The sequence below is a fragment of the Spirosoma pulveris genome (assembly GCF_054781875.1).
In genome coordinates this window covers 63,517-87,403 of record NZ_BAAGTO010000004.1, presented here as the reverse complement: position 1 = coordinate 87,403, position 23,887 = coordinate 63,517, and the positions used below count along the sequence as shown (strand labels likewise).

General features: G+C 50.6%; 19 protein-coding genes. 3 read left to right on the top strand and 16 right to left on the bottom strand.

What is annotated here, in order from left to right; translation table 11 throughout:
• Positions 1–72 precede the first annotated feature (72 nt).
• The 9 genes from ACYVJM_RS16285 to ACYVJM_RS16245 form a co-directional block, all read right to left on the bottom strand.
• Complete coding sequence (locus tag ACYVJM_RS16285; protein WP_461149288.1) at positions 73–684, bottom strand: SprT-like domain-containing protein; 612 nt, start codon at positions 682–684, stop codon at positions 73–75.
• Between the two features lie 67 nt (positions 685–751).
• Positions 752–943: a PG1828 family lipoprotein gene (locus ACYVJM_RS16280; RefSeq protein WP_097126224.1), complete on the bottom strand. Its 192-nt coding sequence runs from the start codon at positions 941–943 to the stop codon at positions 752–754.
• Between the two features lie 168 nt (positions 944–1,111).
• Entirely contained in the window at positions 1,112–1,543 is a 432-nt protein-coding gene (locus tag ACYVJM_RS16275; RefSeq protein WP_461149584.1) for a GtrA family protein, read from the bottom strand.
• 165 nt (positions 1,544–1,708) lie between these two features.
• Positions 1,709–3,112, bottom strand: coding sequence for an NADH-quinone oxidoreductase subunit N (locus ACYVJM_RS16270; RefSeq protein ID WP_461149287.1), 1,404 nt, complete (start codon positions 3,110–3,112; stop codon positions 1,709–1,711).
• Between the two features lie 80 nt (positions 3,113–3,192).
• Positions 3,193–4,671 carry a complex I subunit 4 family protein gene (locus ACYVJM_RS16265; protein WP_461149286.1) on the bottom strand — a complete coding sequence of 493 codons (1,479 nt, stop codon included), beginning with the start codon at positions 4,669–4,671 and terminating at the stop codon, positions 3,193–3,195.
• A 57-nt stretch (positions 4,672–4,728) separates the two neighbouring features.
• Positions 4,729–6,657: an NADH-quinone oxidoreductase subunit L gene (gene nuoL / locus ACYVJM_RS16260; protein WP_461149285.1), complete on the bottom strand. Its 1,929-nt coding sequence runs from the start codon at positions 6,655–6,657 to the stop codon at positions 4,729–4,731.
• Positions 6,658–6,778: 121 nt separating this feature from the next.
• The gene (nuoK, locus tag ACYVJM_RS16255; protein ID WP_012930395.1) at positions 6,779–7,123 is read right to left on the bottom strand and encodes an NADH-quinone oxidoreductase subunit NuoK; all 345 of its coding nucleotides are present in this window, start codon (positions 7,121–7,123) and stop codon (positions 6,779–6,781) included.
• A gap of 175 nt (positions 7,124–7,298) precedes the next feature.
• A complete protein-coding gene (locus ACYVJM_RS16250) occupies positions 7,299–8,111 on the bottom strand; it encodes an exonuclease domain-containing protein (protein WP_461149284.1) in 813 nt (270 codons plus the stop codon).
• 56 nt (positions 8,112–8,167) lie between these two features.
• The gene (locus ACYVJM_RS16245) at positions 8,168–9,748 is read right to left on the bottom strand and encodes an FAD-dependent oxidoreductase (protein ID WP_461149283.1); all 1,581 of its coding nucleotides are present in this window, start codon (positions 9,746–9,748) and stop codon (positions 8,168–8,170) included.
• A 121-nt stretch (positions 9,749–9,869) separates the two neighbouring features.
• Between ACYVJM_RS16245 and ACYVJM_RS16240 the strand changes: the two genes are divergently transcribed.
• On the top strand, positions 9,870–10,745 hold the full coding sequence (locus tag ACYVJM_RS16240; RefSeq protein WP_461149583.1) for a glycosyltransferase family protein: 876 nt from the start codon (positions 9,870–9,872) through the stop codon (positions 10,743–10,745).
• Positions 10,746–10,844: 99 nt separating this feature from the next.
• Here ACYVJM_RS16240 and ACYVJM_RS16235 read toward each other — a convergent pair whose 3' ends face one another.
• From ACYVJM_RS16235 to ACYVJM_RS16225, 3 genes are all read right to left on the bottom strand, one after another.
• Positions 10,845–11,237, bottom strand: a complete 393-nt coding sequence (locus ACYVJM_RS16235) for an ExbD/TolR family protein (RefSeq protein ID WP_012930391.1) — start codon at positions 11,235–11,237, stop codon at positions 10,845–10,847.
• A 77-nt stretch (positions 11,238–11,314) separates the two neighbouring features.
• On the bottom strand, positions 11,315–12,025 hold the full coding sequence (locus ACYVJM_RS16230; RefSeq protein ID WP_461149282.1) for a MotA/TolQ/ExbB proton channel family protein: 711 nt from the start codon (positions 12,023–12,025) through the stop codon (positions 11,315–11,317).
• A 178-nt stretch (positions 12,026–12,203) separates the two neighbouring features.
• A complete protein-coding gene (locus ACYVJM_RS16225; RefSeq protein ID WP_461149281.1) occupies positions 12,204–13,175 on the bottom strand; it encodes a zinc-dependent alcohol dehydrogenase family protein in 972 nt (323 codons plus the stop codon).
• 192 nt (positions 13,176–13,367) lie between these two features.
• Between ACYVJM_RS16225 and ACYVJM_RS16220 the strand changes: the two genes are divergently transcribed.
• Complete coding sequence (locus ACYVJM_RS16220; RefSeq protein WP_461149280.1) at positions 13,368–14,093, top strand: MIP/aquaporin family protein; 726 nt, start codon at positions 13,368–13,370, stop codon at positions 14,091–14,093.
• A 53-nt stretch (positions 14,094–14,146) separates the two neighbouring features.
• Positions 14,147–15,649 carry a glycerol kinase GlpK gene (gene glpK, locus ACYVJM_RS16215; RefSeq protein WP_461149279.1) on the top strand — a complete coding sequence of 501 codons (1,503 nt, stop codon included), beginning with the start codon at positions 14,147–14,149 and terminating at the stop codon, positions 15,647–15,649.
• Positions 15,650–15,706: 57 nt separating this feature from the next.
• On the opposite strand, the gene ACYVJM_RS16210 is transcribed toward glpK, so the two are convergent.
• From ACYVJM_RS16210 to ACYVJM_RS16195, 4 genes are all read right to left on the bottom strand, one after another.
• On the bottom strand, positions 15,707–16,822 hold the full coding sequence (locus ACYVJM_RS16210) for a mechanosensitive ion channel family protein (protein WP_461149278.1): 1,116 nt from the start codon (positions 16,820–16,822) through the stop codon (positions 15,707–15,709).
• A 109-nt stretch (positions 16,823–16,931) separates the two neighbouring features.
• Positions 16,932–18,386, bottom strand: a complete 1,455-nt coding sequence (locus ACYVJM_RS16205) for a DUF1501 domain-containing protein (protein ID WP_461149277.1) — start codon at positions 18,384–18,386, stop codon at positions 16,932–16,934.
• A gap of 144 nt (positions 18,387–18,530) precedes the next feature.
• Positions 18,531–22,043, bottom strand: coding sequence for a DUF1553 domain-containing protein (locus tag ACYVJM_RS16200; RefSeq protein ID WP_461149276.1), 3,513 nt, complete (start codon positions 22,041–22,043; stop codon positions 18,531–18,533).
• Positions 22,044–22,348: 305 nt separating this feature from the next.
• Positions 22,349–23,872, bottom strand: coding sequence for a c-type cytochrome domain-containing protein (locus ACYVJM_RS16195; RefSeq protein ID WP_461149275.1), 1,524 nt, complete (start codon positions 23,870–23,872; stop codon positions 22,349–22,351).
• Positions 23,873–23,887 lie beyond the last annotated feature (15 nt).

Genomic DNA, 23,887 nt, shown 5'->3' with positions numbered 1-23,887 from the left:
CCACAGTCAGTTTTACCCAAACACAGTGTTTTGGCTGTCCAGTAAGTCTACTTGTCCATCCCGGCTTTCTCATTATTCTTTCATTTCCACCCACGCATGAGCCAGTATGGCATATGACCTCCCCGACGACATCTCTTTACAAACGACGCGTGTTCGTCGAAGCGTACCCCGTAAGTACGTCTTTTTGCCAAACGCGAATAACTTCCCTTCGGGTACATGACTAAGGAGTATTTTATGCTCCGTTGCAGCAGCTACCTCTAGGACATCCAGCTGGCGCAGCGCCATCATCAGAGCCGGGTTTGCATAGGTACTGGCAGCTGGTTTTGACATATACTGCCGAAGCGGTTCCAAGATTTCCTTCGGAAAAACGGCATCGGTCATAATTGGCTGCATCAGTTGCTGAAAAGCCGTTTGCCAAGCTTTACCGTGTGGCTGAGTCCGTCGTTTATACTGGCTGTTCACCGCAGCGTGGGCTACTTCATGAACGTAGGTGATCAGAAACGCATAGGGATTCAGGTTGACATTGACTGTAATCTGAGTTTGGTTATGGGGAAGCACCCGAAAATCTCCTAGGCGTGTACGCCGGGGCCTGACAACCCGAAAAGTAAACTTGTACTGTTGCCACAGCTGATAACAATAAGTAGCAGCGGTTGGTGGGAAATACGTGTTGAAGGAATCCGTCAAGGTATAAAAAACAAAAAAGCCCTATAAAAATAAGGCTTTTTTGTAAATCGTAAAGAAGAAGAACGAATTACTTCGCGCTGTCTGCAGGAGCAGCAGCCGAATCAGCCGACATCGTCGAAGCTGAATCCGTCATCGTCGTTGTGTCGGTTGACATAACAGCGGTCGAATCGGTCGTGGTTTCTTCAGTCTTTGGTTTGCTCTGGCAAGCGGCAAATGTCAGCATGCTGCCAACGAACAATAAGGCGAATACTTTTTTCATTACCTTCAGTGATTGTTTTAGGTTTTCGATTGCAAATATAGTTTTTTCCTGAGTAATCCAATAGTGAGTGCAATTAAATGCTATAAGACAATGATCTCTATAGAAATAGTACTATATAGAATTGTCTTTATAGAAGATAAGACTTCCTATTGAAAGACCTTTTTTTTACTACTTAGACGAGCGAGATAGTATTCTATTATACATTCCGGTGCTTCGGAATGTAAGCAATTTGTGTCCAAAGTAATTCGCTAGAAAGCTGAATCCCATTCCAACAACGTGAGACCCTTTTTCCCGCCAAAATGTACTTATGTTCGGAAAGAGTGGATTGGCAATCCATTCCAGAGTAGCTACGGACATACCTACCTGAACAACCCAGGCAACCAGAGCGATGATCCCAAATTTTATCAGTTCCCGACCTGTATTTCCCGTCTGCTTAGCCGAGAAGGCAAAAATTTTGGTCGGCACAAAACTCACAATTGTAGCGGTCAAGTAACCAAGAAATACACTGGCTGAGTAGTCGAACGACTTGCGGTATAAGATCTGGCTGAAAAAATTGACAGATGCACCAAACACAGCCGTCAAAAAAAACGAGAGGAACATCTTGTTTTTTGGCGCTTTCAGCGGATTGATACGGCTCTCGCGGGCTACTTTACTTGACAAAAGTAATCGGTTTATCTTGTTACAAATTTGGGTTACTACTCTAAAATTACAAACTCGATAGCCAACCTGTATGTAAAGTTAGGATATGGCCTGTACAATCATTTATCAGAATAGTCCCTGTAACAAACCGGGAGCAACGCCCAGTCCCAATGTCAGGATAGTGGCCGCTACCAATACGTATTTGTAGAAAGGTGCTACCCGAATAGGTTCAGTTGCACCGTCGCGGAAATACATGGCAATAATGACCCGGAAGTAGTAGTAAATACCAACTGCCGACATCAGTACAGCAACGACGAGCAACCAGATTTGGCCCCGCTCAACGGCCGTCGAGAACATGTAAAACTTACCCCAGAATCCAGCTGTCAGCGGGATGCCAGCCAGCGACAGCATAGAAACCGTCATGGCGAAACCTAGTAGAGGATTCTGACGAGCCAGACCATTGAACGTATCGAAACTCTCGGTCGAGACACCTTCTTTCGAGATCGTTTGTGTACTCTTTTGTTGAGCCACCAGCAGCAACACGCCAAACGCCGAGATCGTAGCTACGGAATAAGCCAGTGAATAGAAAACGATAGCCTGCTTCGTTTGTGCGCCAAGTGCAGCCAGACCGATCAACAGATATCCGGCATGTGATATGCTGGAGTAAGCCATCATACGCTTAAAGCTATTCTGATAAACGGCGGTCAGATTGCCAATAATGAGGGTAACGGCGGTAATAATGGCCAAAATTGTCCACCAGAAATTGTATACGCCACCAAACGAAACCGACAGCAACCGGAATAATGCAGCAAAGCCAGCCGTTTTCACTACGGTAGACATAAAGGCCGTGAAAATCGTAGGGGCACCATCATACACATCGGGCGTCCAGAAATGGAAAGGCGCGGCAGACACTTTAAACAGTAAGCCGATGAGCAGTAGCAGCAGTCCAACGTAAAGCAATAACGAAAGTCCCTGCTGGTTAGCCGCGTAGCCGCCAATACCCGCCAGAGTGAACGAGCCGGTAGCACCGTAGAGGAGCGCCATGCCAAACAGCATAATTCCCGTAGTAAAGGCCCCCATCAGGAAGTACTTCAGAGCCGCTTCATTCGAACGTAAGTTCCGTTTGTCGCTACCGGTCAGTACATACATAGCTACAGACAGAATTTCAACACCAACGAACAGCATAATCAGATTCTCGAAAGCAATCATCATTACGGCCCCAACCAGCGAGAACAAAATGATGCCGTAGTACTCGGCGGGCTGTGCTTCATCGTTTTCGATAAAACTACCCAACAAGGCCACAACCAGGAAGGCAGAGCCTAATACAATGGCAATAAAGACCATAGCCAGGTTATTAACCCGGAGCATGTCGTTGAAATACAGGTAGGTTGTGTTCCAGTCGAGGAAATTAACTGCCAGGGTGACCAGCAGAAAGAACAAGGTTGCAGGCAGCAAAATCGCCTTCGACTTCATAAAGCCAAGAAACAACAGCGCTATGCCAAAAACCGATAATAGAACGATGGGAAGCATAAATTTTACGGTTTATGAGTTACGATTTATGGTTCATAGTCGGTCATTGAAACGACCGGAACCAGGCACCGTAGACTTTTTTATTTCATTGACACAGCCGTTGTACCGATGTACTTCATCAGGTTTGCCACGGCGGGTTCGGTTACTTTGAGGAATGTATGCGGGTAAACACCAATCCAGAAGACCATCACGACCAGCGGAATAAATACCCAGCTCTCGGAGGTGGTCAGATCGGTAAAGGATTCGGTACGGGATGTAGTGGGGCCAAACATACTTTTCTTGAACATCCGCAGCATATAAACAGCGCCGAAAATAATGGTGAAGCCAGCCGCCAGGCCCAGATAGTGGTTAAAGGTATAAACACCATGCAGTAGCAGAAACTCGCCCACAAACCCGTTGGTGAGTGGCAGAGCAACGCTTCCCAGCAGCATAATCATGAAATAGACCGTGAGCTTAGGCGTCGACTGGGTGATGCCGCCCAACTGATCGAGTTGACGCGTGCTGGTGCGGGAGAATATAACATCGGCAACGAAAAACATACCTACTACATTAATACCGTGGGCCAGCATTTGAATAAGCGCCCCCTGCATACCGGTTTCGGTTTGCGAGAAAACTCCGGCCGCCATCAGTCCAACGTGTGAAAATGAAGAATAAGCGATCAGACGCTTCATGTCGCGCTGCCGAATAGCAATGATCGCGCCGTAAACAATACCGATAACGGATAGAATAATGGCCGTTTTACCCCAGGTCTCCACTCCCAGCGGAACGATGGGCAGAATGAATCGGATCAAACCGTATACGCCCATTTTCAGCATAATCCCAGCCAGCAGCATGGTAGCCGGTGTCGGCGATTCGACGTAAGTGTCGGGTTGCCAGGTGTGAAATGGAAACACCGGCATTTTAATGGCGAAGGCAATGAAGAACGCCCAGAAAAGCCAGTTTTCGGCTTGGGGAGTCAGGTTGAGCTTGTAAAAATCAGCAATTGCTGACGAGTGGGCGGCTGCCGCCGTTGGGGGCGTCTGGTAATAGAGATACACCAGCGCGATCAGCATGAACAAGCTGCCGAAAATGGTGTATACGAAGAATTTGAACGTAACCGGAATCCGGTTATCTCCTCCCCACATAGCTGCCAGGAAGTAAATCGGAATCAGGGCTGCCTCAAAGAAGAGGTAAAACAGGAATCCATCGCGGGCCGTGAACACACCCATCAGCGCAGCCTGCATAAACAGCATCAGCGCATAAAAGGTAGCGGGTTGTTTATACGTCCGATCGAAGGTCGACAGAACAATGAACGGAACCAGCAATCCCGTCAGTAAAACCAGCAACACGCTGATACCGTCGATTCCAGCGCTCAACCGGATACCCAGCGAGCCGATCCACGGATAGTCGAAGGCAAACTGCGAGCTGGCATCGGGCGTAAAGCTAAAAAACGCATAACCAGCGCAGGCGAATTCGACCAGTGCAGCCAGTAAAGCGGCCTGCTTCGCTCGTTCGCCCCCAAAAAAGAAAATCAGGCTAGCAGCTACGGCCGGGAAAAGAATCAGGAATAAAGTAAGCATATAATCGATTTACGATATACGATGGACGAATGACGTTAAGTACGCCAACGATCTGCATTATAAGCGAATAAAGAACCGAAGGGCAAAAATGACGACTATACTCACGACCATGGCCAGCACGTAAAAGCCGATGGAACCGCTTTGCAGTAATCGTAATTGGGCCGAAATTTTCTGAACAATCCAGGCCACGCCGTTGACAATGCCATCGACGAGCCCTTCGCCGAAGCTATAGAAGGTATCGCCAAGCCCGCGAATTGGCCGGACAATAATGGTTTCGTACAGCTCATCAACGTAGTACTTATTATAGATAACCTGTTCAGGCAACGACCGCTCCGCCGATTCGGGTGCCGGTACGGCCTGACGGCTGATGTACATGACATAGGCAATAATGAGCGCCAGCAAAGCCACCCCGGCCGAAACGGCCATGAGTATGTACTCGGTGCTGTGTTCGATGGTCGATTCAGCGAATGCTTCGGGGCTTACCTGCTTCGAGCCTTCGAAAATAGGGGCCATGAAGCCGCTTAGCCAGCCGCCACCGGGTAAGTTCAGGCCACCACCAATAATGGAGAGAATCGCCAGCACGACCAACGGTGCCGTCATGGTAGCTGGCGACTCGTGCAGGTGGTGCCGCTGCTCTTCCGTTCCGCGGAACTCGCCGAAGAAAGTCAGGAACAATAACCGGAACATATAGAAAGAGGTCAGGCCGGAACCCAGAACACCCAGTCCCCACAGCAATTTGTTATGTTCGAATACATGCGCCAGGATCTCATCTTTCGAGAAGAAACCGGCAAAAGGAGGAAGACCCGAAATGGCAATAGTACCAATCAGGAACGTAATAAAGGTAACGGGCAGGGCTTTGCGCAAACCACCCATTTTACGAATGTCCTGCTCGTCGGACATGGCGTGAATGACGCTACCGGCTCCGAGGAACAACAACGCTTTGAAGAAGGCGTGGGTAATAACGTGGAACATGCCCGCGGTATAAGCCGTGGCGCTCAAACCCAGGAACATATAGCCCAGCTGCGAAACAGTCGAGTAAGCCAGTACTTTCTTAATATCATTTTGCAGCAGGCCGATTGAAGCAGCCAGCAGCGCGGTAACGATGGCAATACCACCAATGATTTCGAGCGTCAGCGGAGACAGTGTATATAATACGTTCGAACGGACAACCATATAGATGCCGGCCGTTACCATGGTTGCTGCGTGAATCAGGGCTGACACGGGCGTTGGACCAGCCATCGCATCGGGCAGCCAGGTATAGAGCGGCACCTGCGCCGATTTACCCATGGCACCTACAAACAGGAGCAGCGTAATGGCCAGAATCGTTTTGTCGCCAACCGCCAGACTGGTTGCCTGCTTAAAAATATCGACGTATTCAACCGTGCCGAACGTATTGATGAGCATGAATATGCCCAATAAAAAACCCAAATCGCCAATTCGGTTCATAACGAAGGCTTTTCGGGCGGCATTATTGTAACTGATGTTTTTGTTCCAGAAGCCGATCAGCAGGTAAGAGCAAAGTCCCACACCTTCCCAGCCAATGAACATAATGACGTAGTTTGATCCCATCACCAGCAGCAACATAAAGAAAATGAAGAGGTTCAGGAAAGCCATGAACTTACCAAACCCATCATCGTGGCTCATGTAGCCAATGCTATACAGGTGAATTAGTGAACCAACACCCGTTACCACCAGCAACATCAGCAACGATAGCTGATCGATCTGGAACGAGAAGTTGATGTGTAAATCGCCTACGCTGATCCAGTCAAAAAGGGTAGCGATCTGCGGGCCAGCATTAGCGGACAGATTGGCGTTTCCCAGAAATGCCCCGAATAAATAGGCGGAAGTCAGGAAAGATGCCAGAACGGCAACAGTTGATATGGCCCCGGCTAAACCTTTTGGCACCCGACGAAAGCCCAGGCCATTGATCAAAAAGCCAATAAGCGGGAAGAGCGGAATTAACGCACAGAGTAATTCTATTTTCATTTTTTTAGTCTGTAAGTTAGTAAGTCAACAAGTTGGTGAGTAGCCGACTGCACCAGCGATCCAGTGCGTATCTATATAATGCATCAGCTACCAACTAACTGACTGACCTACTGACTAAATATTACCATTTCAGTTTATTGAGCAATCCTACGTCGATGGAGCGGGTATTGCGGTAGATCATGACAATAATAGCCAGCCCAACCGATACTTCGGCAGCGGCAACAGCCATAATGAAAAAGACGAATACCTGTCCAGCCGAATCAGAACGATACGATGAAAATGCGATTAATAACAAATTGACCGCATTGAGCATGAGCTCGATGGACATGAAGATGATGATAGCGTTTCGCCGGGTCAGTACACCAATGATGCCGATGACGAACAGTGAGGTACTGAGAATCAGGTAGTACGTGAGCGGTATTTGCTGAATGACTTCCGGAATGAGGACGTCCTGCGTGGGTTGCATGGCTTGCCGGTTAATACAAAGTTCCGCAAAGGTAAAGATTATTCGGAATTGCGGTAACGGTGTTTTACGTTCCTGACGAGAATACGTTAAACATAAAGGATATAAACAGCGCTTTCAGACGGGATTAAGGGTACTTACAAATACCTAAATCCCGTCTATTAAATCGCCGGACCCATTATTTTCCGTTACTGAACATGCGAAGGCGGATTTCCGTCAACCGGCGTTTTGTATCGAGCGGAAAATCGCCTTTGAGTATCCAGTCGTAGAAAGAAGGCTCTTTCTTCAATACCTCCAGTATGGGCGCACCTTTGTGTTTTCCGAAATTAAATACTTCCTCGCCCTTTTCATTAAGCACCATGCGACCGGCCAGGTCGATGTTTTTATTAGCGGTGAGGCTATGAAGCATATCGATATCATTTTCGAATACCACATCGGCTCCGCTGTCCGATTTTGCCACCATACCCATGTACCGCTGTACCTGCGCATCCAGCACCTCGAGGGTAGCAATGGTATCGGCCTCGGCACCATGCGCACCAATCAGCTCCTTGTTGCAGTAAAATCTATAAGCAGCCGACAGATTCCGCGGCTCCATAAGGTGAAAAATCCGCTGGGCATCGACCATCCGACGGTTCTTCATGTCGAAGTCTACGTTGGCCCGTAAAAACTCTTCAACCAGCAGCGGTACATCGAATCGGTTACAGTTGAAACCTGCCAGATCGCACCCATCCAGAAACTGAGCCAGCGTTCGGGCAACGGTCTTGAATGGAGGAGCATCCTGAACATCGTCGTCATAAATTCCGTGAATCAGGCTTGACTCCAGCGGAATGGGCATCCCCGGATGAACACGCTGGTTTTTAGTGATCACCTCACCTCCCGGCAACGCCTTGATGATGCAGATGTCAATGATCCGGTCTTTGGCAATGTTGATGCCCGTCGTTTCGAGGTCGAAAAAAGCGAGTGGCTTTCTGAGTACAAGTTGATGCGTCATAATCAAACCGAAATTTCGTGCGGTTCGATAACAAAGGTAAACAGGTTTCAGTGGAATCAGGCTTTTTTAAGCTCGTCAACCCACTTTACTCCGTTCCGGACAGCTTCTACCGATGGCATTCTGCCTGCCTGCATCAACTCCCGGATAGCAATAATGTCCTGATCGCGTTTGAGACCGGCTACGGCTTTAATCTGCTGGTCTTGAACGTAGAAAGCCAGAAACGATTCGTCGGTTTCGGGGTTTCCGTCATATAGTATATCGTCAACCTGTGTGGTGTGCCCAACATAATTGATCCGTTTCCCCTGCTGGTTCGTCCAGAAGAAGGGGACCATCTCATAGGGGGTTTCTTTCCCCGCCATATTCAACCCGGCCACGTGTCCCTGCTGACCGGCCACTTTCCAGTGTTCAATGCGCTGTGTTCCGTCCGTCGTCGGGTAATGGACAATGTCCCCCGCAGCATATAAGCCGTCCGTTATTTTCAGATACTCATCGGTCCGCACTCCTCCATCTTTCTCGGTGGCAATGTCTTTTATAAAGTCCGTTTGGGGTTTGACGCCCGCTCCGATCAGTACAAAATCGGCGGGAAGGCGCTCGCCATTGTCGAGAACCACTGCACTAACGGTGGCCTCCCCTTCCAGATGGTCCAATCTACGACCCAGATGAAACCGAATGCCCGCTGCCTCATGCCACCCCTGAATGACCCGGCCAATTCGGGCACCCAAAATTTTCTCAAAAGGGGTCGTTTCCGGACCAACAACATCCACTTCGCTACCAAGCTTGTGTAAGCTCATGGCACCTTCCAGGCCAATGAACGAACTACCCACAATAACGACCCGCTTCCCTTGTTTTCCCAGGTCGCGCAGAGTCTGGCTATCATGTAGGCTCCGCAGCGTATATACACCCTTGAGGGCAGTATCGACAGCTGGTAATTTATTGGGTTTCCCACCCGAACACAAAAGCGCCTTGTTATAGACAACTGTTTCGCCGGATGCGAGTTCGATTTGTTTCGTTTGCGGGTTGAGTCCTGTTACTGATTGATTTGTCCGAACCTCAATACCATAACTTTGGTAAAATTCCTCCGGGCGGAGTGCCATCCATTCGTCGGGTGCTTCGCCCTGTAAATAATCCTTTGAGCAGTTTGGCCGGTCATACGGTGGTTCTCCACTGGCAGTCAGCATAACGATTTTACCACTGAATCCCCCTTCGCGCAGGCCCTCGGCGGCAAACGCACCCGCTCCGCCACTGCCCACAATTACATAGGTTTCGGGATTGGCGGTATCTGGAGTGGTCATTGGGTTTTCCAGACTCTCTTTGTCTGTGGTTAGTCGGACAAACACCTGATCCCCTTCAATGCGTACCTCGTGCGTGGGCAACCCATTCAGCGCCGGTGCTTCGAGCCGATGGCCATCCCTGATGTCGAAGCAGGCGTTGTGCCACGGACAAACCAGCCGATGTCCGTTCAGCAATCCCTTCGCTAAGGGGCCCTGATAATGGGAACATTTCGGGTGAAGGGCATAGAACTGTCCATCGGCGCGGGCCAGTAGCACGTCGGTATCACCCACACGCACTTCTTTCAGATCGCCATCGGCCAGGTCATCAATATGGCATACAGGGGCTTCGGTATAGTCGGCTATCATGGCAGGTTATGTTTGTCCTATAAACCGCCGTATTCACTAATTTGATTTGACCCAACGCGAAAACTACGGTTATTACCTAATTTTGACCGCTAAATCGACGATTCCGCCGACCTATACCATCATGAAAGTAGCAGGATTCACCTTCATTAGAAATGCCATTCACTATGATTACCCAATCGTTGAAGCCATCACCTCCATTCTACCGCTTTGCGACGAATTCGTGGTGGCCGTTGGTAATTCGGAGGATGATACCCTGGCGTTGATCCGAAATATCCCTTCCGATAAAATCAGAATTATTGAAACGGTTTGGGATGATAGTTTACGGGAAGGCGGAAAAGTACTGGCTCAGGAAACCGACAAAGCGCTGGCGGCCATCTCGCCCGACGTCGACTGGGCCTTTTACATCCAGGGCGACGAAGTGATGCACGAACAGTACATTCCGGTTGTAAAACAGGCGATGGAAACGTACCTGACCGACAGCAAAGTAGAAGGACTTTTGTTTAAATACGTCCACTTCTATGGTTCCTACAACTATTATGGGGATTCAAGAAGATGGTACCGTCGCGAAATACGGATTGTTCGCCCGTTCAATCAGGTGTACGCCTATCGGGATGCACAAGGGTTTCGCCGAAGTGATAATAAAAAGCTGAAAGTCAAGCTTATTGATGCCTACATTTACCATTACGGCTGGGTAAAATCGCTGGAAAAGATAAAGAAGAAGTACAATTATTTTTACCGCTTCTGGCATTCCGACGAGCAAATGAACATTCCCCAAAAAGAAGCAGAAAACTTCCAGTTTGCCCGGCACATTGATTCGCTGGCCTTGTTTGAAGGGACGCATCCGGCTGTGATGCAGGCGCGTATTAAACGGGATAATATCCAGTTTGACTTTGATACCCGGCAGCAGAATTATTCCACAAGGGTTAAAGTTCTGGCCTGGGTAGAACGATTGACCGGCTGGCGTATTGGCGAGTACAAGAATTATAAAATAGTTTAACCGTACTTTTTTATACAATACAGACCGTCCCGGCCGGGTGCGTAAGGTTGAACTTTACACACCTGACCGGGACGGTCTGTATTATACAAAAGGCTTGGTTTATTTGGAGGTGGCCATCACCATTTTGATATTTAGCTTGGCCCCGGTTTGCAGTACATCGACCAAATCCTGAACGGTTAAGGTCTTATCAAAACGAACCACAACGGTTGGCTCGGCAATACCGGCCATAATTTGCTTCAGTTCATTTTCCAGATTGGCCGGATCGACCGGCTTCTTATCGATGTAGTATTTCTTGTCGGCATCAACCGACAGTGTTACCTGTTTTTTGCTCAATTGCTGCGTCGAGGCCGCTTTAGGCAACAACAGCTTGATGACATTAGGATTCGCTACCGTTGAGATGATCAGAAAGAACAACAGCAGGAAAAACATGATGTCGTTCAGGGATGAAGTCGCAACTTCGGCAGCAAATTTACTTTTACGTCGGAGTTTCATAATGTAGTACCGACCGTCCCGGTCGGCCGTGATAGACGTTATCTGGGCAAAACCCGACCGTCTCGGTCGGCATTACTCTACCGCATCCGGGCCGTTTCGGTCGTTGGTTTTTGAAGGACTTCAATGAACTCGAAGGCGTTTACTTCCAGTGCGAGGGTAAACCGTTCGATCATCATGTTGAGCAGGTGATAGCCCGTGTAAGCAATAACGCCCACGATCAGACCGGAGCCCGAGGTAATCATTTTTTCGTACAGACCACCGGCGATGATACCCACGCTGATGTTATCGGATAACGAGATGTCGTAGAAAATACGAATGATACCGGAGATGGTACCGATGAAGCCCAGCATCGGGGCGATACCGGCAATAATCCCGAGATAGCCCATATTTCGTTCCAGCCGTGATAGCTCGATCTGACCAACCGTTTCGATAGTTCCTTCAATTTCGCGGATTGGAGAGCCAATTCGGCCAATGGCTTTCTCGAACACCCGGCCCATGGCAGTACGCTGATTTTTAGCGAATGATTCGGCCGATTTGATATTTCCTTGCGCCACCATATCCCGAATGTTATCGATGAAGTTAGCGTCGTACCGACTTTGAGACCGGATCACGAAATACCGCTCGAAAATGAGATACAGAGCCGAAAACAGCAGAAACGCGATGGGAATCATCACCCAACCGCCTTTGGCTACCAGATCAAATAATTGCAGTGTTTGGGGTTGAGCAGCCGTTGTGGCCGACAGTGATGCGGCCGTGGTATCAACAGCCGGAACCTGGAGCAAGAGCATACGAACGAGTCGAGTAAGTGGATGTGAGTAAACCTGCGGTCGTTATTGAAACAAACGTACTGAACGATATATTGTTGTCAAAGATAAGGAAGCCTCCCGAAAACATACAGAAAATTAGCGAAAGCAACCTGTCGCCAGGCAGCTTCCTTCATCAACCGAGCAAAATAGCGTATGGCTGTCAAGGCTTTAGCAGGATCTTCCCCCGGCGCCCCGGCCGGTCGGCATGTTCGACGGCTTCGGCAATTTGCTCCAGTGGATAAGACGCTTCAACAGGCATTTGAATTTTCCCGGATGCCAGTAAGCTTATCACATTTTGTGCCACTTCTTGCCGGGTGTGACTATCTACCCGACGCATCCAATCCGTAAGCCAAAATCCTTTAACGGTCAACTCCCGAAAAATCATTAAACCAGCATTCAGATTAGGGTCCTGTAAACTCATCAACCCGTAAATAATCATGGTGCCACCTCTGGCAAGGCACTTAACCGCTTCGGTGGCGATATGGCCCCCAACGGCATCGAGCACGCAGGCCACGCCTGTTCCATCGGTAATCTGCTTCACACGAGCGGCCATGTTTTCGGTTTCGGTATTGATCACCTCGGTCAGCCCGAGTGCCTTCAGTTCGTCGTTCATATCGTCGCGTCGAACCGTACCAATGGTTTTGATACCCCGCATGGCACAGAGTTGAATCACCATTTTACCGAAGGCCGACCCAGCCGCCGTAAGCATCAGCCAGCCGCCCTCCGGCACACCGGCATCCTGAACCATAGCATAGGCGGTAAACGGATTGACAAACAATTGAGCGGCCACTTCGTCTGAGATGGCATCGGGTACTGGAATTAGGCTTCGGTGGTGGGCAACGGCATACTCGGACCAGGTGCCCACGCTGGTAAAACTTACCCGCATACCCGTTCGCATCTGAACGCCTTCTCCAAGGGCTTCGACAATACCTACCCCTTCAAAACCTGCCCCGGAAGGTAACTGCGGACGAATTCCGTACAGATTCTGGACGAACATGATATCGGACGGGTTTACCGGGGCAGCAATGACCTTGATAAGCACATCGTTCGGCCCCGGTTCAGGAACGGCCAGGTCAGTAAGCTTAAGAATTTCCGTTGGCTTTCCGGTTTCAGTAAATAAGATGCTTTTCATAAGGATGACTAGATGGATTGATAAAGGGAATCCGGTTGTAATGCACGGGGCAGGAGATGAATTTTTCTAAGGGTTTGGAATAGGGCCAAAAATATGACTTAATTCGCACAAACTATTCCTAAACCTTGAGCACAATAGCTGGTATGGCCAATAGCTACTTACCACTACCCGCTTAGCCACCAATTTCTACAAATGCAAACATCTCCCTTTCTTGGTGAATTAATTGGTACAATGGTTCTCATACTTCTTGGCAACGGCGTTGTAGCCAATGTAGTTTTGAAACAAACTAAAGGTGAAGCATCGGGCTGGATTGTCATTACCGCAGGCTGGGCCTTTGCGGTGACGATGGGCGTTTTTGTTGCCAAAGCTTTCGGCAGCGTCGATGCCCACCTAAATCCAGCGGTAACCGTTGCGTTTGCCGTTGCCACCAGCGACTTCAGCCACATCGTGCCTTACATCACGGCGCAGATGATCGGCGCCTTTTTGGGAGCAACCTTGGTCTGGTTGCATTACCTGCCCCATTGGGCCGCCACCCCTGACCATGATGCCAAATTAGCCTGTTTCGCCACGGGTCCTGCCATTCGGAAACCGGGTGCTAACTTTCTGAGCGAGGCTATGGCTACCCTGGTGCTTATTCTGGGTCTGGCGGGTATTTCGTCCAAACATTTGGGGGAGTTGGCCATTGGTGTTGGACCTTATCTGGTAGGTATCCTGGTGTGGAGTATAGGCCTCTCCCTCGGCGGCACCACTGGTTACGCCATGAGCCCCGCCCGCGATTTCAGCCCACGACTTGCCCATGCACTCCTGCCAATTCCTGCGAAAGGCTCATCCGACTGGAGCTACGCCTGGATACCCATTGTGGGGCCATTGGCAGGCGCTGTTGTTGGCGGGTTACTGATTCACTGGTTTACACTGTAATTACCATCAGGAACTGTACCAAAACTCATTTCTTACTACGTTTTAAAAACCCTATGCCCTCCTACATAGCCGCCATTGACCAGGGAACCACCAGTACCCGTTGTATTGTCTTCGACCGACAGGGCAAGATCGTTTCCGTTGCTCAGAAAGAACACAAACAGATTTACCCGCAGCCGGGCTGGGTAGAGCATGACCCGGAAGAAATCTGGCGCAACACACTCGAAGTGATTGCCCTGGCTCGTATTAAAGGTAAACTCTCTGTTCAGGATATCAAGGCCGTTGGCATTACCAACCAGCGCGAAACCACCGTTGTCTGGAACCGCCGAACGGGCAAACCATACTACAACGCCATTGTGTGGCAAGACATGCGTACCGCCGATCTGGTCAATGAGTTCTCCGCTAATGGCCACGGACAGGATCGGTTTCGGGAGAAAACGGGTCTGCCCCTGGCGACTTACTTTAGCGGTCTGAAACTAAAGTGGTTACTGGATCATGTGCCGGGGCTACGGGAAGATGCCGAACGGGGCGACGCGGTCTTCGGCAACATGGACACGTTTGTGGTTTGGAACCTGACGGGCGGCACAAATGGTGGTTTGCACCTCACCGACGTGACCAACGCCAGCCGGACGCAACTCATGAATCTGCACACCCTCGACTGGGATGATAGTCTGCTAAGTGACTTTACAGTGCCCCGCATCATGCTGCCACAAATACGCCCCAGCAGTGAAGTGTATGGAACAGTATCATCGGAGGTGTTACCGGGTGTTCCGGTAGCGGGTATTCTCGGCGATCAGCAGGCCGCCCTCGTTGGTCAGACCTGCTACGAACCAGGACAGGCCAAAAACACCTATGGCACTGGCTGTTTCCTGCTCATGAATACTGGCACCGAGCTTCGTAAATCGACCTGTGGGCTACTGACCACCGTAGCTTACCAGTTTCAGAATGAGCCGGTTCACTACGCGCTCGAAGGTAGTGTAGCGATTACGGGTGCGCTGGTACAGTGGCTGCGCGATAATTTGGGGATAATTAAAAAAAGCACAGATATCGAAACACTGGCCCGGACTGTTGAGGATAATGGGGGCGCTTATTTCGTACCGGCCTTTTCAGGACTCTATGCCCCCCACTGGAAAGCCGACGCCCGGGGCGTTATTGCCGGCCTAACGCGTTTTGTTAACAAAGGCCATATTGCGCGGGCGGTTCTGGAAGCAACGGCTTACCAAACCGTCGATGTGGTACGGGCGATGGAACAGGATGCGGGTGTATCGCTCAAATCCCTGCGCGTGGATGGCGGGATGGTTGTTAACTCGCTATTGATGCAGTTTCAGTCCGATGTATTAAATGGCCCTGTTATCTGTCCCCGCATGACAGAAACAACAGCCCTCGGAGCCGCGTATGCCGCCGGGCTGGCCGTTGGTTACTGGCAGAATCTGGATGACTTACGCCAGAACTGGGGCATTGCCAAAACGTATGAACCCAACATGGACGACGCCCAGCGTACAAAGCTCATGCGCGGCTGGCAGAAAGCCATCGAGCGGTCGTTTGGGTGGGAAGAGTAAGTAATGTATGCTATGGGGTGTAGGATGTATCTCTAACAATGCATCATACACCCTATATCATACATCTTTTGAAGCTGGTTTCAACTCTTCGGCCAGCATCAGACGTGTTTGCGGCAGACTTTCGGGGTACTCGTCACGCAGAAAAGCGATGAGTTGTTCACGCATGTGGCAACGTAAATCGAAGGCCGACGGCGAATCGGGAGCCGAGACCAGAATACGAACAACAATGCAGGTGGGTTGTGTATCGGTTACCTGTACGGCAAAACTTTCTCCGGTCCAAAGCGGATCATTCTCGGCAACCTGTCGGGCCTTTTCGCGGAGTTTGTCGATGGGCACTTTGTAATCCAAATAAAGAAAGATGCTGCCAATGATGGAGGCATCAGAACGAGTCCAGTTTTCGAAGGGCGTTTCGACAAAATACGTAATGGGCAATATCAACCGGCGACGGTCCCATATACGAACAATGACGCTGGTCAGGTTGATCTCTTCAACGCGGCCCCATTCTTTTTCCACCACCACGGCATCCCCCAACCGAATCTGCTGATTGAAAGCAATTTGAATACCCGCCATCAGGTTAGCCAGCGTTTTTTGAGCCGCAAAACCAATTAGTACTGATACCACGCCCGCCGACGTCAACACGCTCAACCCTACCTTCCGGCTTCCCTGAAAGGAAATCAGCAGCAGCGACCCGCCCACCAGAATAATCCCGGCAGCCAGTATCCTCCGGAAAAACCGCACTTGAGTGACAAATTTCCGATGCGATAAATTTACATCCTGCACCGTATCATACTGCCGAACAAGCAGCAACTCGCCTACTTTGAGCAATTGAACTACAAGCCAGGTTGATGTGATTAGGAAAAGTACTTCGGCCGTTTTATCTGCAACCGGATGCCGACGTAAAAATCGCGCGGACTGGATGTTGGTTGCCAGCAGGAAACAGAGCGAAGGCATAAAGGACCAGAACGCCCACCGTACATGCGCCTTAAGAAAACCCAGCGTCTGAAAGGGTCGGCGTCGAACGATGAACCGGACGATTTGCGTCACGACAAAATCGATGGCCAGCCCAACCAAAACAGCCATAATGAGCAAAACCCACCCTGATAAATCCCGGTTAGGTATGTAACCAAACCACCGAACGGTAGCCCGAATCCATATTTCAAGTTGCTGTAGCATGGCGCAAAAGTAAAAGAGCCACGCCGAAAAGACGTAGCTCCTTACTTTATGGTGCTAAAAAGACGCGAACAATTCTGTATTATGTATTGAAAAACAGCTTATCACTAAACTACGCCAGCAGCGGCTTCACCACTTTCCCATGTACATCGGTTAACCGGTATCGGCGCCCCTGGCTTTTGAAGGTCAATTTCTCGTGGTCGATGCCGAGCAGATGCAGGACCGTCGCCTGGAAATCGTGAACATGAACCGGGTCTTTGACAACGTTGTAGCCAAAGTCGTCGGTTTCGCCATAAACCATACCTTTCTTTACTCCGGCGCCAGCCATCCAGACCGAAAACGCACGGGGATGGTGATCCCGACCGTAATTATCGCGGGTGAGCTTTCCCTGTGAGTACGCCCCACGACCAAACTCACCGCCCCAGATCACAAGTGTATCATCCAGTAAACCACGCTGCTTCAAGTCCATGATCAGCGCAGCCGAGGGCTGGTCAACACTTTTCGCCTGCGTTTTAATATCGTTGGGCAGGTTACCGTGCTGATCCCATCCCTGATGGTACAACTGGATAAACTTAACATCTTTCTCGACCAGTTTACGGGCCAGCAGGCAGTTGGCGGCAAACGTACCGGGCTTGCGGCTGTCTGGACCGTACATATCGAAAATGTAATTTGGCTCTTTCGAAATATCGAGCGTTTCAGGAACCGATGTTTGCATCCGATACGCCATTTCATACTGTGCCATCCGGTTGTTTATTTCCGGGTCCAGCACATGCTTAAACTGCTCCTGGTGCAGTTTACCCAAATAGTCGAGCATCCGCCGACGGCTGGTTTTGTCGACACCGGGTGGGTTATTGAGGTAATATACCGGGTCCGGCCCCGACCGGAACACCACGCCCTGATGCACGGAAGGCAGGAAGCCATTGCTCCAGAGTTTGGCATATAGCGGCTGGTCACCATCGCGCCCTTTGGACAGAAGTACCACGAAGGATGGAAGATTCTGATTGTCTGAACCCAGACCATAGCTAATCCAGGAGCCAAAACTAGGTCGCCCGGCTTGTTGGCTACCCGTCTGGAAGAACGTTACTGCCGGATCGTGGTTGATGGCTTCGGTATGCAGCGAGCGGATAAAGGTTAAATCCCCGGCAATCTTTGAGGTGTGGGGCAGTAACTCACTGAGCCACATTTGACCGGGTCCGTACTGGGCAAATTTGTACTTCGATGCCGCCAATGGAAACCGGCTTTGCCCGGCACTCATGCCCGTCAGCCGTTGACCATTGCGTACAGAAGCCGGCAAATCCTGCCCCCACATGGTTTCGAGCTTTGGCTTATAGTCGAACAACTCCAGTTGAGAAGGGGCGCCACTTTGAAACAAGTAGATAACCCGCTTCACTTTTGGGGGAAAGTGCGGCTTACCCACCGCCGGGTTTTCGCCGGGCGAGCTTGCTCCACCGAATAGATGGGTCGGATTGAGCAATGAAGCTAACGCAATGGCTCCCAAACCAGCACTGGATTTCCCCAGAAAGGTTCGGCGACTAAGTTGGTCGTGTATTTCGTCCTGAATATCCATAAACTGTTTGACTTCTTCTGTCGCTGGCGCGAGTATTTACTCGTGCCGGTAATTTGGCCAGCGTTCGCTGGCAGATTAACCAATCTCCTTACGCCAGCGAATGCTGGCTAGATTACCGGCACGAGTAAATACTCGCGCCAGCGCTTATCGCTTCACAATTGCTTCATCGAAATTCATTATCGTACTCGCTACCACTGTCCAGGCAGCCAGTTCGGCGGGGTTGAGCTTTTTATTTACGGGGTATTCCCCTACTGACAACAACTCCGCTGCCCGTTTCGGATTCTGTTTGAAGTCCGTCAATTCTTCGGCATACAACTGTTTGACCAGTCTTATCTCTTCCGGGCGTGCCGGGCGGCTGATGACAGCTTTAAAAATAGCGGTAATGCCGGCGTCTGTAGCGCCGACCGCCGATGCATTGAACTGCCCCGTCTGCACTACTTTTTGTGCCAGCACCCGGGCAGCCTCCACAAACTGGGGGTCGTTCAGGGTTACAAGGGCCTGTAAAGGTGTGCTCGTTTTCTGCCGTTTGACAATGCAGGTGTGCCGTTCGGCTGCGTCGAAATTCAGCATCATAGGCGCGGGCGACGACCGTTTCCAGATCGTGTACATCGACCGGCGGTACAGGCTATCGCCATGATCCTGCTCGTATTTCACGGCATTGCGGGTAGCTAAGGCTTCCCAGATACCGGATGGCTGATAGGGTAATACACTCGGGCCACCAATCTGCCGGACCAGTAGCCCACTGGCTGCCAGTGCATTATCCCGAACCTGCTCCGCCGACATACGGTAACTCGGCCCGCGCGTCAGGTAGGTATTATCCGGGTCAGCTTCCCGAACGTTTTCAGGTACACTCGACGATTGCCGGTACGTTGCCGACATCACGATCAGTTTGTGCATGGCTTTCGTATTCCATTGCCCACCCGATTCGCCCATGTCGCGGAACTTCGTCGCCAGGTAGTCCAGCAATTCGGGATGGCTGGGCAACGCGCCCTGATTTCCAAAATCATCGCTATTCTTGGCCAGCCCCTGCCCGAAATATTGCTGCCACATGCGGTTCACCATCACCCGGCTAAACAGCGGATTTTCGGGGGCCAGTAACCACTTCGCCAGTCCGAGCCGGTTCGTGGGCATATCGTCGTCCAACGGATTCAGACTGTGTAGAACAGCTGGCTTTACAACTTCGCCGGGAGCATCGTAGGCCCCTCGTTTGAGTAAATGTGTTTCGCGCGGCACCGACCGTTCCTGCATAACCATCAACTGATCGGAGTTGGTGTAGAGCGTGATTTGCTCACCCCGCAGTTGCATTGCCTTAGCGTAATTCGTTTTATAAACGGGGTCCTGCGTTCTGACATAATACGTATACAAGCCCGTCCGCTGTGCCGGTGTTCGATTGGCAGCGGGCGTTTGCAGCGCGGCCATGAGCGCATCCCGCTGACCCGCCAGCGCAGGCATTTCGAGGGGCGTCAGGCAACGCTTGTATATTCGCAGTTCATCGACGGCAAAATCTTTGTAGAAGTTATCGTGCATCCGACCTACATAGAAGGGATGCTGCGCCCAATGGCTTTTGTTCTTGCCGTATACCATACTGTGAATCAGGTTATCGGCAATGACCTTCGTGCGAAGTGGCCGCCCATTCAGGTACAGGGAAATCCCGCTGGCTCTACCGGTTCCATCGTAGGTAAAAGCGACTTGAAACCACTGATGCACCGGGACTTTTTCAACCGTCTCAACATCGATGGCATTGGCGGGCCAAACATGACTAAACGCCAGTTTGAGCCGACCGTCGCTCAGCAAATCAAGCTGGTAGCCCCGCTGGCCGTCCATTGGTCCGGTGGTTCGTCCCATCAGGGTCAGGGCCATATTTGGCTTGGCCAGGTTGAACCAGCTGCTGATGGTAAACGGCTCGTTTTGCTCGAAGACCGCGAAGTTTCCGGGTAGTTCAATGAAACTGTCGCCCGCCAGATACCGGGCTTTTCCGAATCGACCTGGCACCGAATAAGCCACCTTGTCGGGGTCGCCACCTAATCGGGCAGGTATGGTATCGTTAACCGTATTAGCAAAGGCATTACGGGGGTCTTCCCAAAGCTCTTCCTTTGTTTTACGTTTAGGCGGTTCCTTTTTCTCGGGCTTTTTATCTTCGGGCTTTCCGGCTTTGGCAATGCCCTCCTTTTTGCGTTTCGCTTCTTCTTCGCGTTTCTTCTTTTCGTCTTCGAGTTTCCGCTGCTCGTTTTTTGCTTTTACATAAGCCCCAATATCTGTCCGGTCGGCCTCATCGAACGTGTAATGGGCCAACAAACCGGAGTCAATGGATGAGACGGCACGCGTTTTCGCCAACCATTGCCCAAAACGCTGCTGATAATCGGGCCGGTTTAGATTGAGCTGTTGTTGAACCGGCGTCAGCTTTTCGCGGATAAAGCGCAGTTTCGCTTCCGTTTCGGGCTTGGTGAGGGTAATCGTCGGGGCAGCTTCGCCATTATAAGGGATCTGCCCCCGGTCGTTGTTACTATCGAAGAAGGCGTAAAGTGAGTAATAATCTTTCTGGCTGATGGGGTCGTATTTGTGGTCGTGGCAACGAGCGCACTCGACCGTTAGCCCCAGCATGGCTTTCCCAAAAGTATTGGTTCGGTCGGCAACGTACTCGGTTCGGTACTCCTCATCCACAATACCCCCTTCCTGGCTCTGCTGGTGATTGCGGTTGAAAGCCGTTGCAATGAGTTTTTCGCGCTTGTCTTTCGAGCTATTGAGATTGGGCAGCAAATCACCGGCCAACTGCCAGGTTATAAATCGGTCGAACGAAAGATTGTGGTTATAGGCCCGGATGACCCAGTCTCGATACGGCCACATAGTACGCAGGCCGTCGTCCTGGTATCCATGCGTATCGGCGTAACGCGCTACATCGAGCCACTCGACCGCCTGCCGTTCGCCATAATGCGGACTGTTGAGCAGTCGATTAACTACTTTTTCGTAGGCATTGGGTGATTTATCGTTTAGAAACGCGTCGACTTCGGCGGGTGTTGGCGGTAAGCCTGTCAGGTCGAGACTGACCCGGCGGAGCAAGGTTGTTTTATCAGCTTCGGGCGCGTGGCTTACTTTTTTCGCTTCCTGTTTGGCCAGAATGAACCGGTCAATATCGTTGACAACCCATTTTTCGTCTTTTACTTTCGGAAGCTCCGGCAGGGTCGGTGCAATGAGCGACCAGTGCTCTTTGTATTCGGCCCCCTGTTCGACCCAGCGAATCAGCATTGCCTTTTCTTCCGTCGTCAGCGTAAGGTTTGATTTGGGCGTGGGCATCATCTCCTCAGGATCGGTGCTGAGGATGCGGCTAACCAGTTCGCTCTTGGCCAGATTACCCGGCACGATGGCTTTATGGCCGCTTTTCGCCAGGGCTTCGTAAGCACCGTCGGGCGTATCCAGGCGTAACCCCGCCTGCTGCTTGGCTTTGTCGGGACCGTGACACGCAAAACAGCGGTCAGACAGAATGGGTTTTACATGCAGATTATAATCAACTTTTTCGGGGAGCGTACTTTCGACGGCTATAATTTCGGCCGGTTTTTCGACTGAACTCTGGCAGGAAGTTAGCCAGATAGACCCGCCGAACAGGCCAGCCGTTGCGCTGAGAATAGCGTACCTAAATCGTATGTCTGACCAGACGAGCATACCAACGAACTGATTGATTATGAAACGAATTTACAAATTTAACACCATAAGGCACGTTAAAATCGTACTATCTTATCTTGATGATAGACTATTTTGTCAGGAAGCCACGAAAAGGTAAGTGGTGTAGATTAAGGGTATGTTTAGGCATTCGGACTCGACGCCACCTCATAAGTTATGGTCTGACAGGGCCGGCGTTTCAAGTCCAACGCAATAGTAGAAACCCGGCAAAACGGGAAGTTGCTATGCCATAGAAATAAGAGCATGGCTATAAAAGGAGCACGCGTCAATTGTCCTCAAACGCAATTTTACTTCTTAGCTTCTCCAGCTTTAGGTTCGCCCACTTTTACAAATTCGGCTACGGCCTGTTCGCTGATGCCCCCAATCACTTCCAGCTTAGGCAGGGCCGTTTTCAACCTGGCAATACCTTCTTCTGTCACTTTGGTTTGCCAGAGATAAACCGTTTTTAGGCTCTTTAGCTCAGCCAGTTCAGCGAGTCCGGCATCCGTAACGGCGGTTCCGTATAGATTCAGGTATTCCAGATAAGCTAGTCCCTTCAACTGTTTCAGACCTGCGTCGGTTACCTTAGTTTCTTCCAGATGGAGTTTTTGCAGGTTTTTCAGCTTGGCCACCTGCGCCAATGCCGCGTCAGAAATCTCCGTATCACCCAGTTTGAGCCACACGATCTGGTTGCTCAGTTTGGGTAATTCAGCCGCCTGCGCATCGCTGAACGTGCGGGCATTAACGGCACTTACTTCCAGTTGGTTCTGCTCCTTTGACAGGGGCAACACCAGCAGATTCAGCTTCTTCAATTCATCAATGACTTTCGAATCAGCGGCTGGCACTTTCATGGTCAACACCGGCGAATCGGGCGCAGGACCGGCAGCAACCGACGTAGCTCCGTTCTCTATTGGGCCACCACCGCCAAGAGATGCCAATACCGGACGAATAGCATCATTCACTTTCAGATCGGAAACCTTCTTGTCGAAGGGAGCGCCCTGATCGATCCACCACGTCAGCAAAGCTATGTCGCTTTCCTTTAACTGATTTTTACCTTTGGGCGGCATGTGAAGATCATCATCTTCAGGCAAGAGGCATACTTTTACCAGTTCGCTCGACTTGCTGTTGCCCGCGACAAATACCGGCCCATCTTCGTAGCCTTTCTTGATCATCTCGGGCGAATCCAGACGTAATCCACCTTTCGACTTTCCGGCGTTATGGCATTGTACACAACGGCTATGAAGAATCGGGTTGACAATTTGCTGATACACCATTGCCTGATTGACATCGGTAATGGGTTCAACCTTCAACTCTTTTAACTTCGGTTCTACGCCAGTTATGGCCCGAATGGGACCGGGCATGTACTGGGTCAGGTAATCGGAGCCGTGGGTCAAATTACCGCCCTGGTGTCCGGCCGCCAGCAGCAGCAGCAGCGCGATTCCCAGCGCGGGCAGATACATCAGTTGGGCAAACGAAAAAATACGACCCAGATTCTCGGATTTTACCGACCAGGCCAGCCAGGCGAACACGGCCACGCCGATACCCTCCCACATGTGGTCGTTCAGGGTTTCTTCTTCGTAGCCGCCACCCAGCGATAGCATATAGCCGAACACGCAAGCCATCGTAGCACTCACCGCCGACCAGAACAAAATCAGCGTAATAGTGTGCGGACTAACTGAATTACGGCGGGTCAGCCGGTCAATTTCGAGCAGACCGGCAATCAGCAAAAAGCCAATGGGCAAGTGAACAATGAGTGGGTGAAAATGCCCCCAGAACAATACCCAATCGGAGGGGGAGGATGGATTCGCTTGCAACAAAATCAACTCGCTCATAGGTCAGGCCAGACT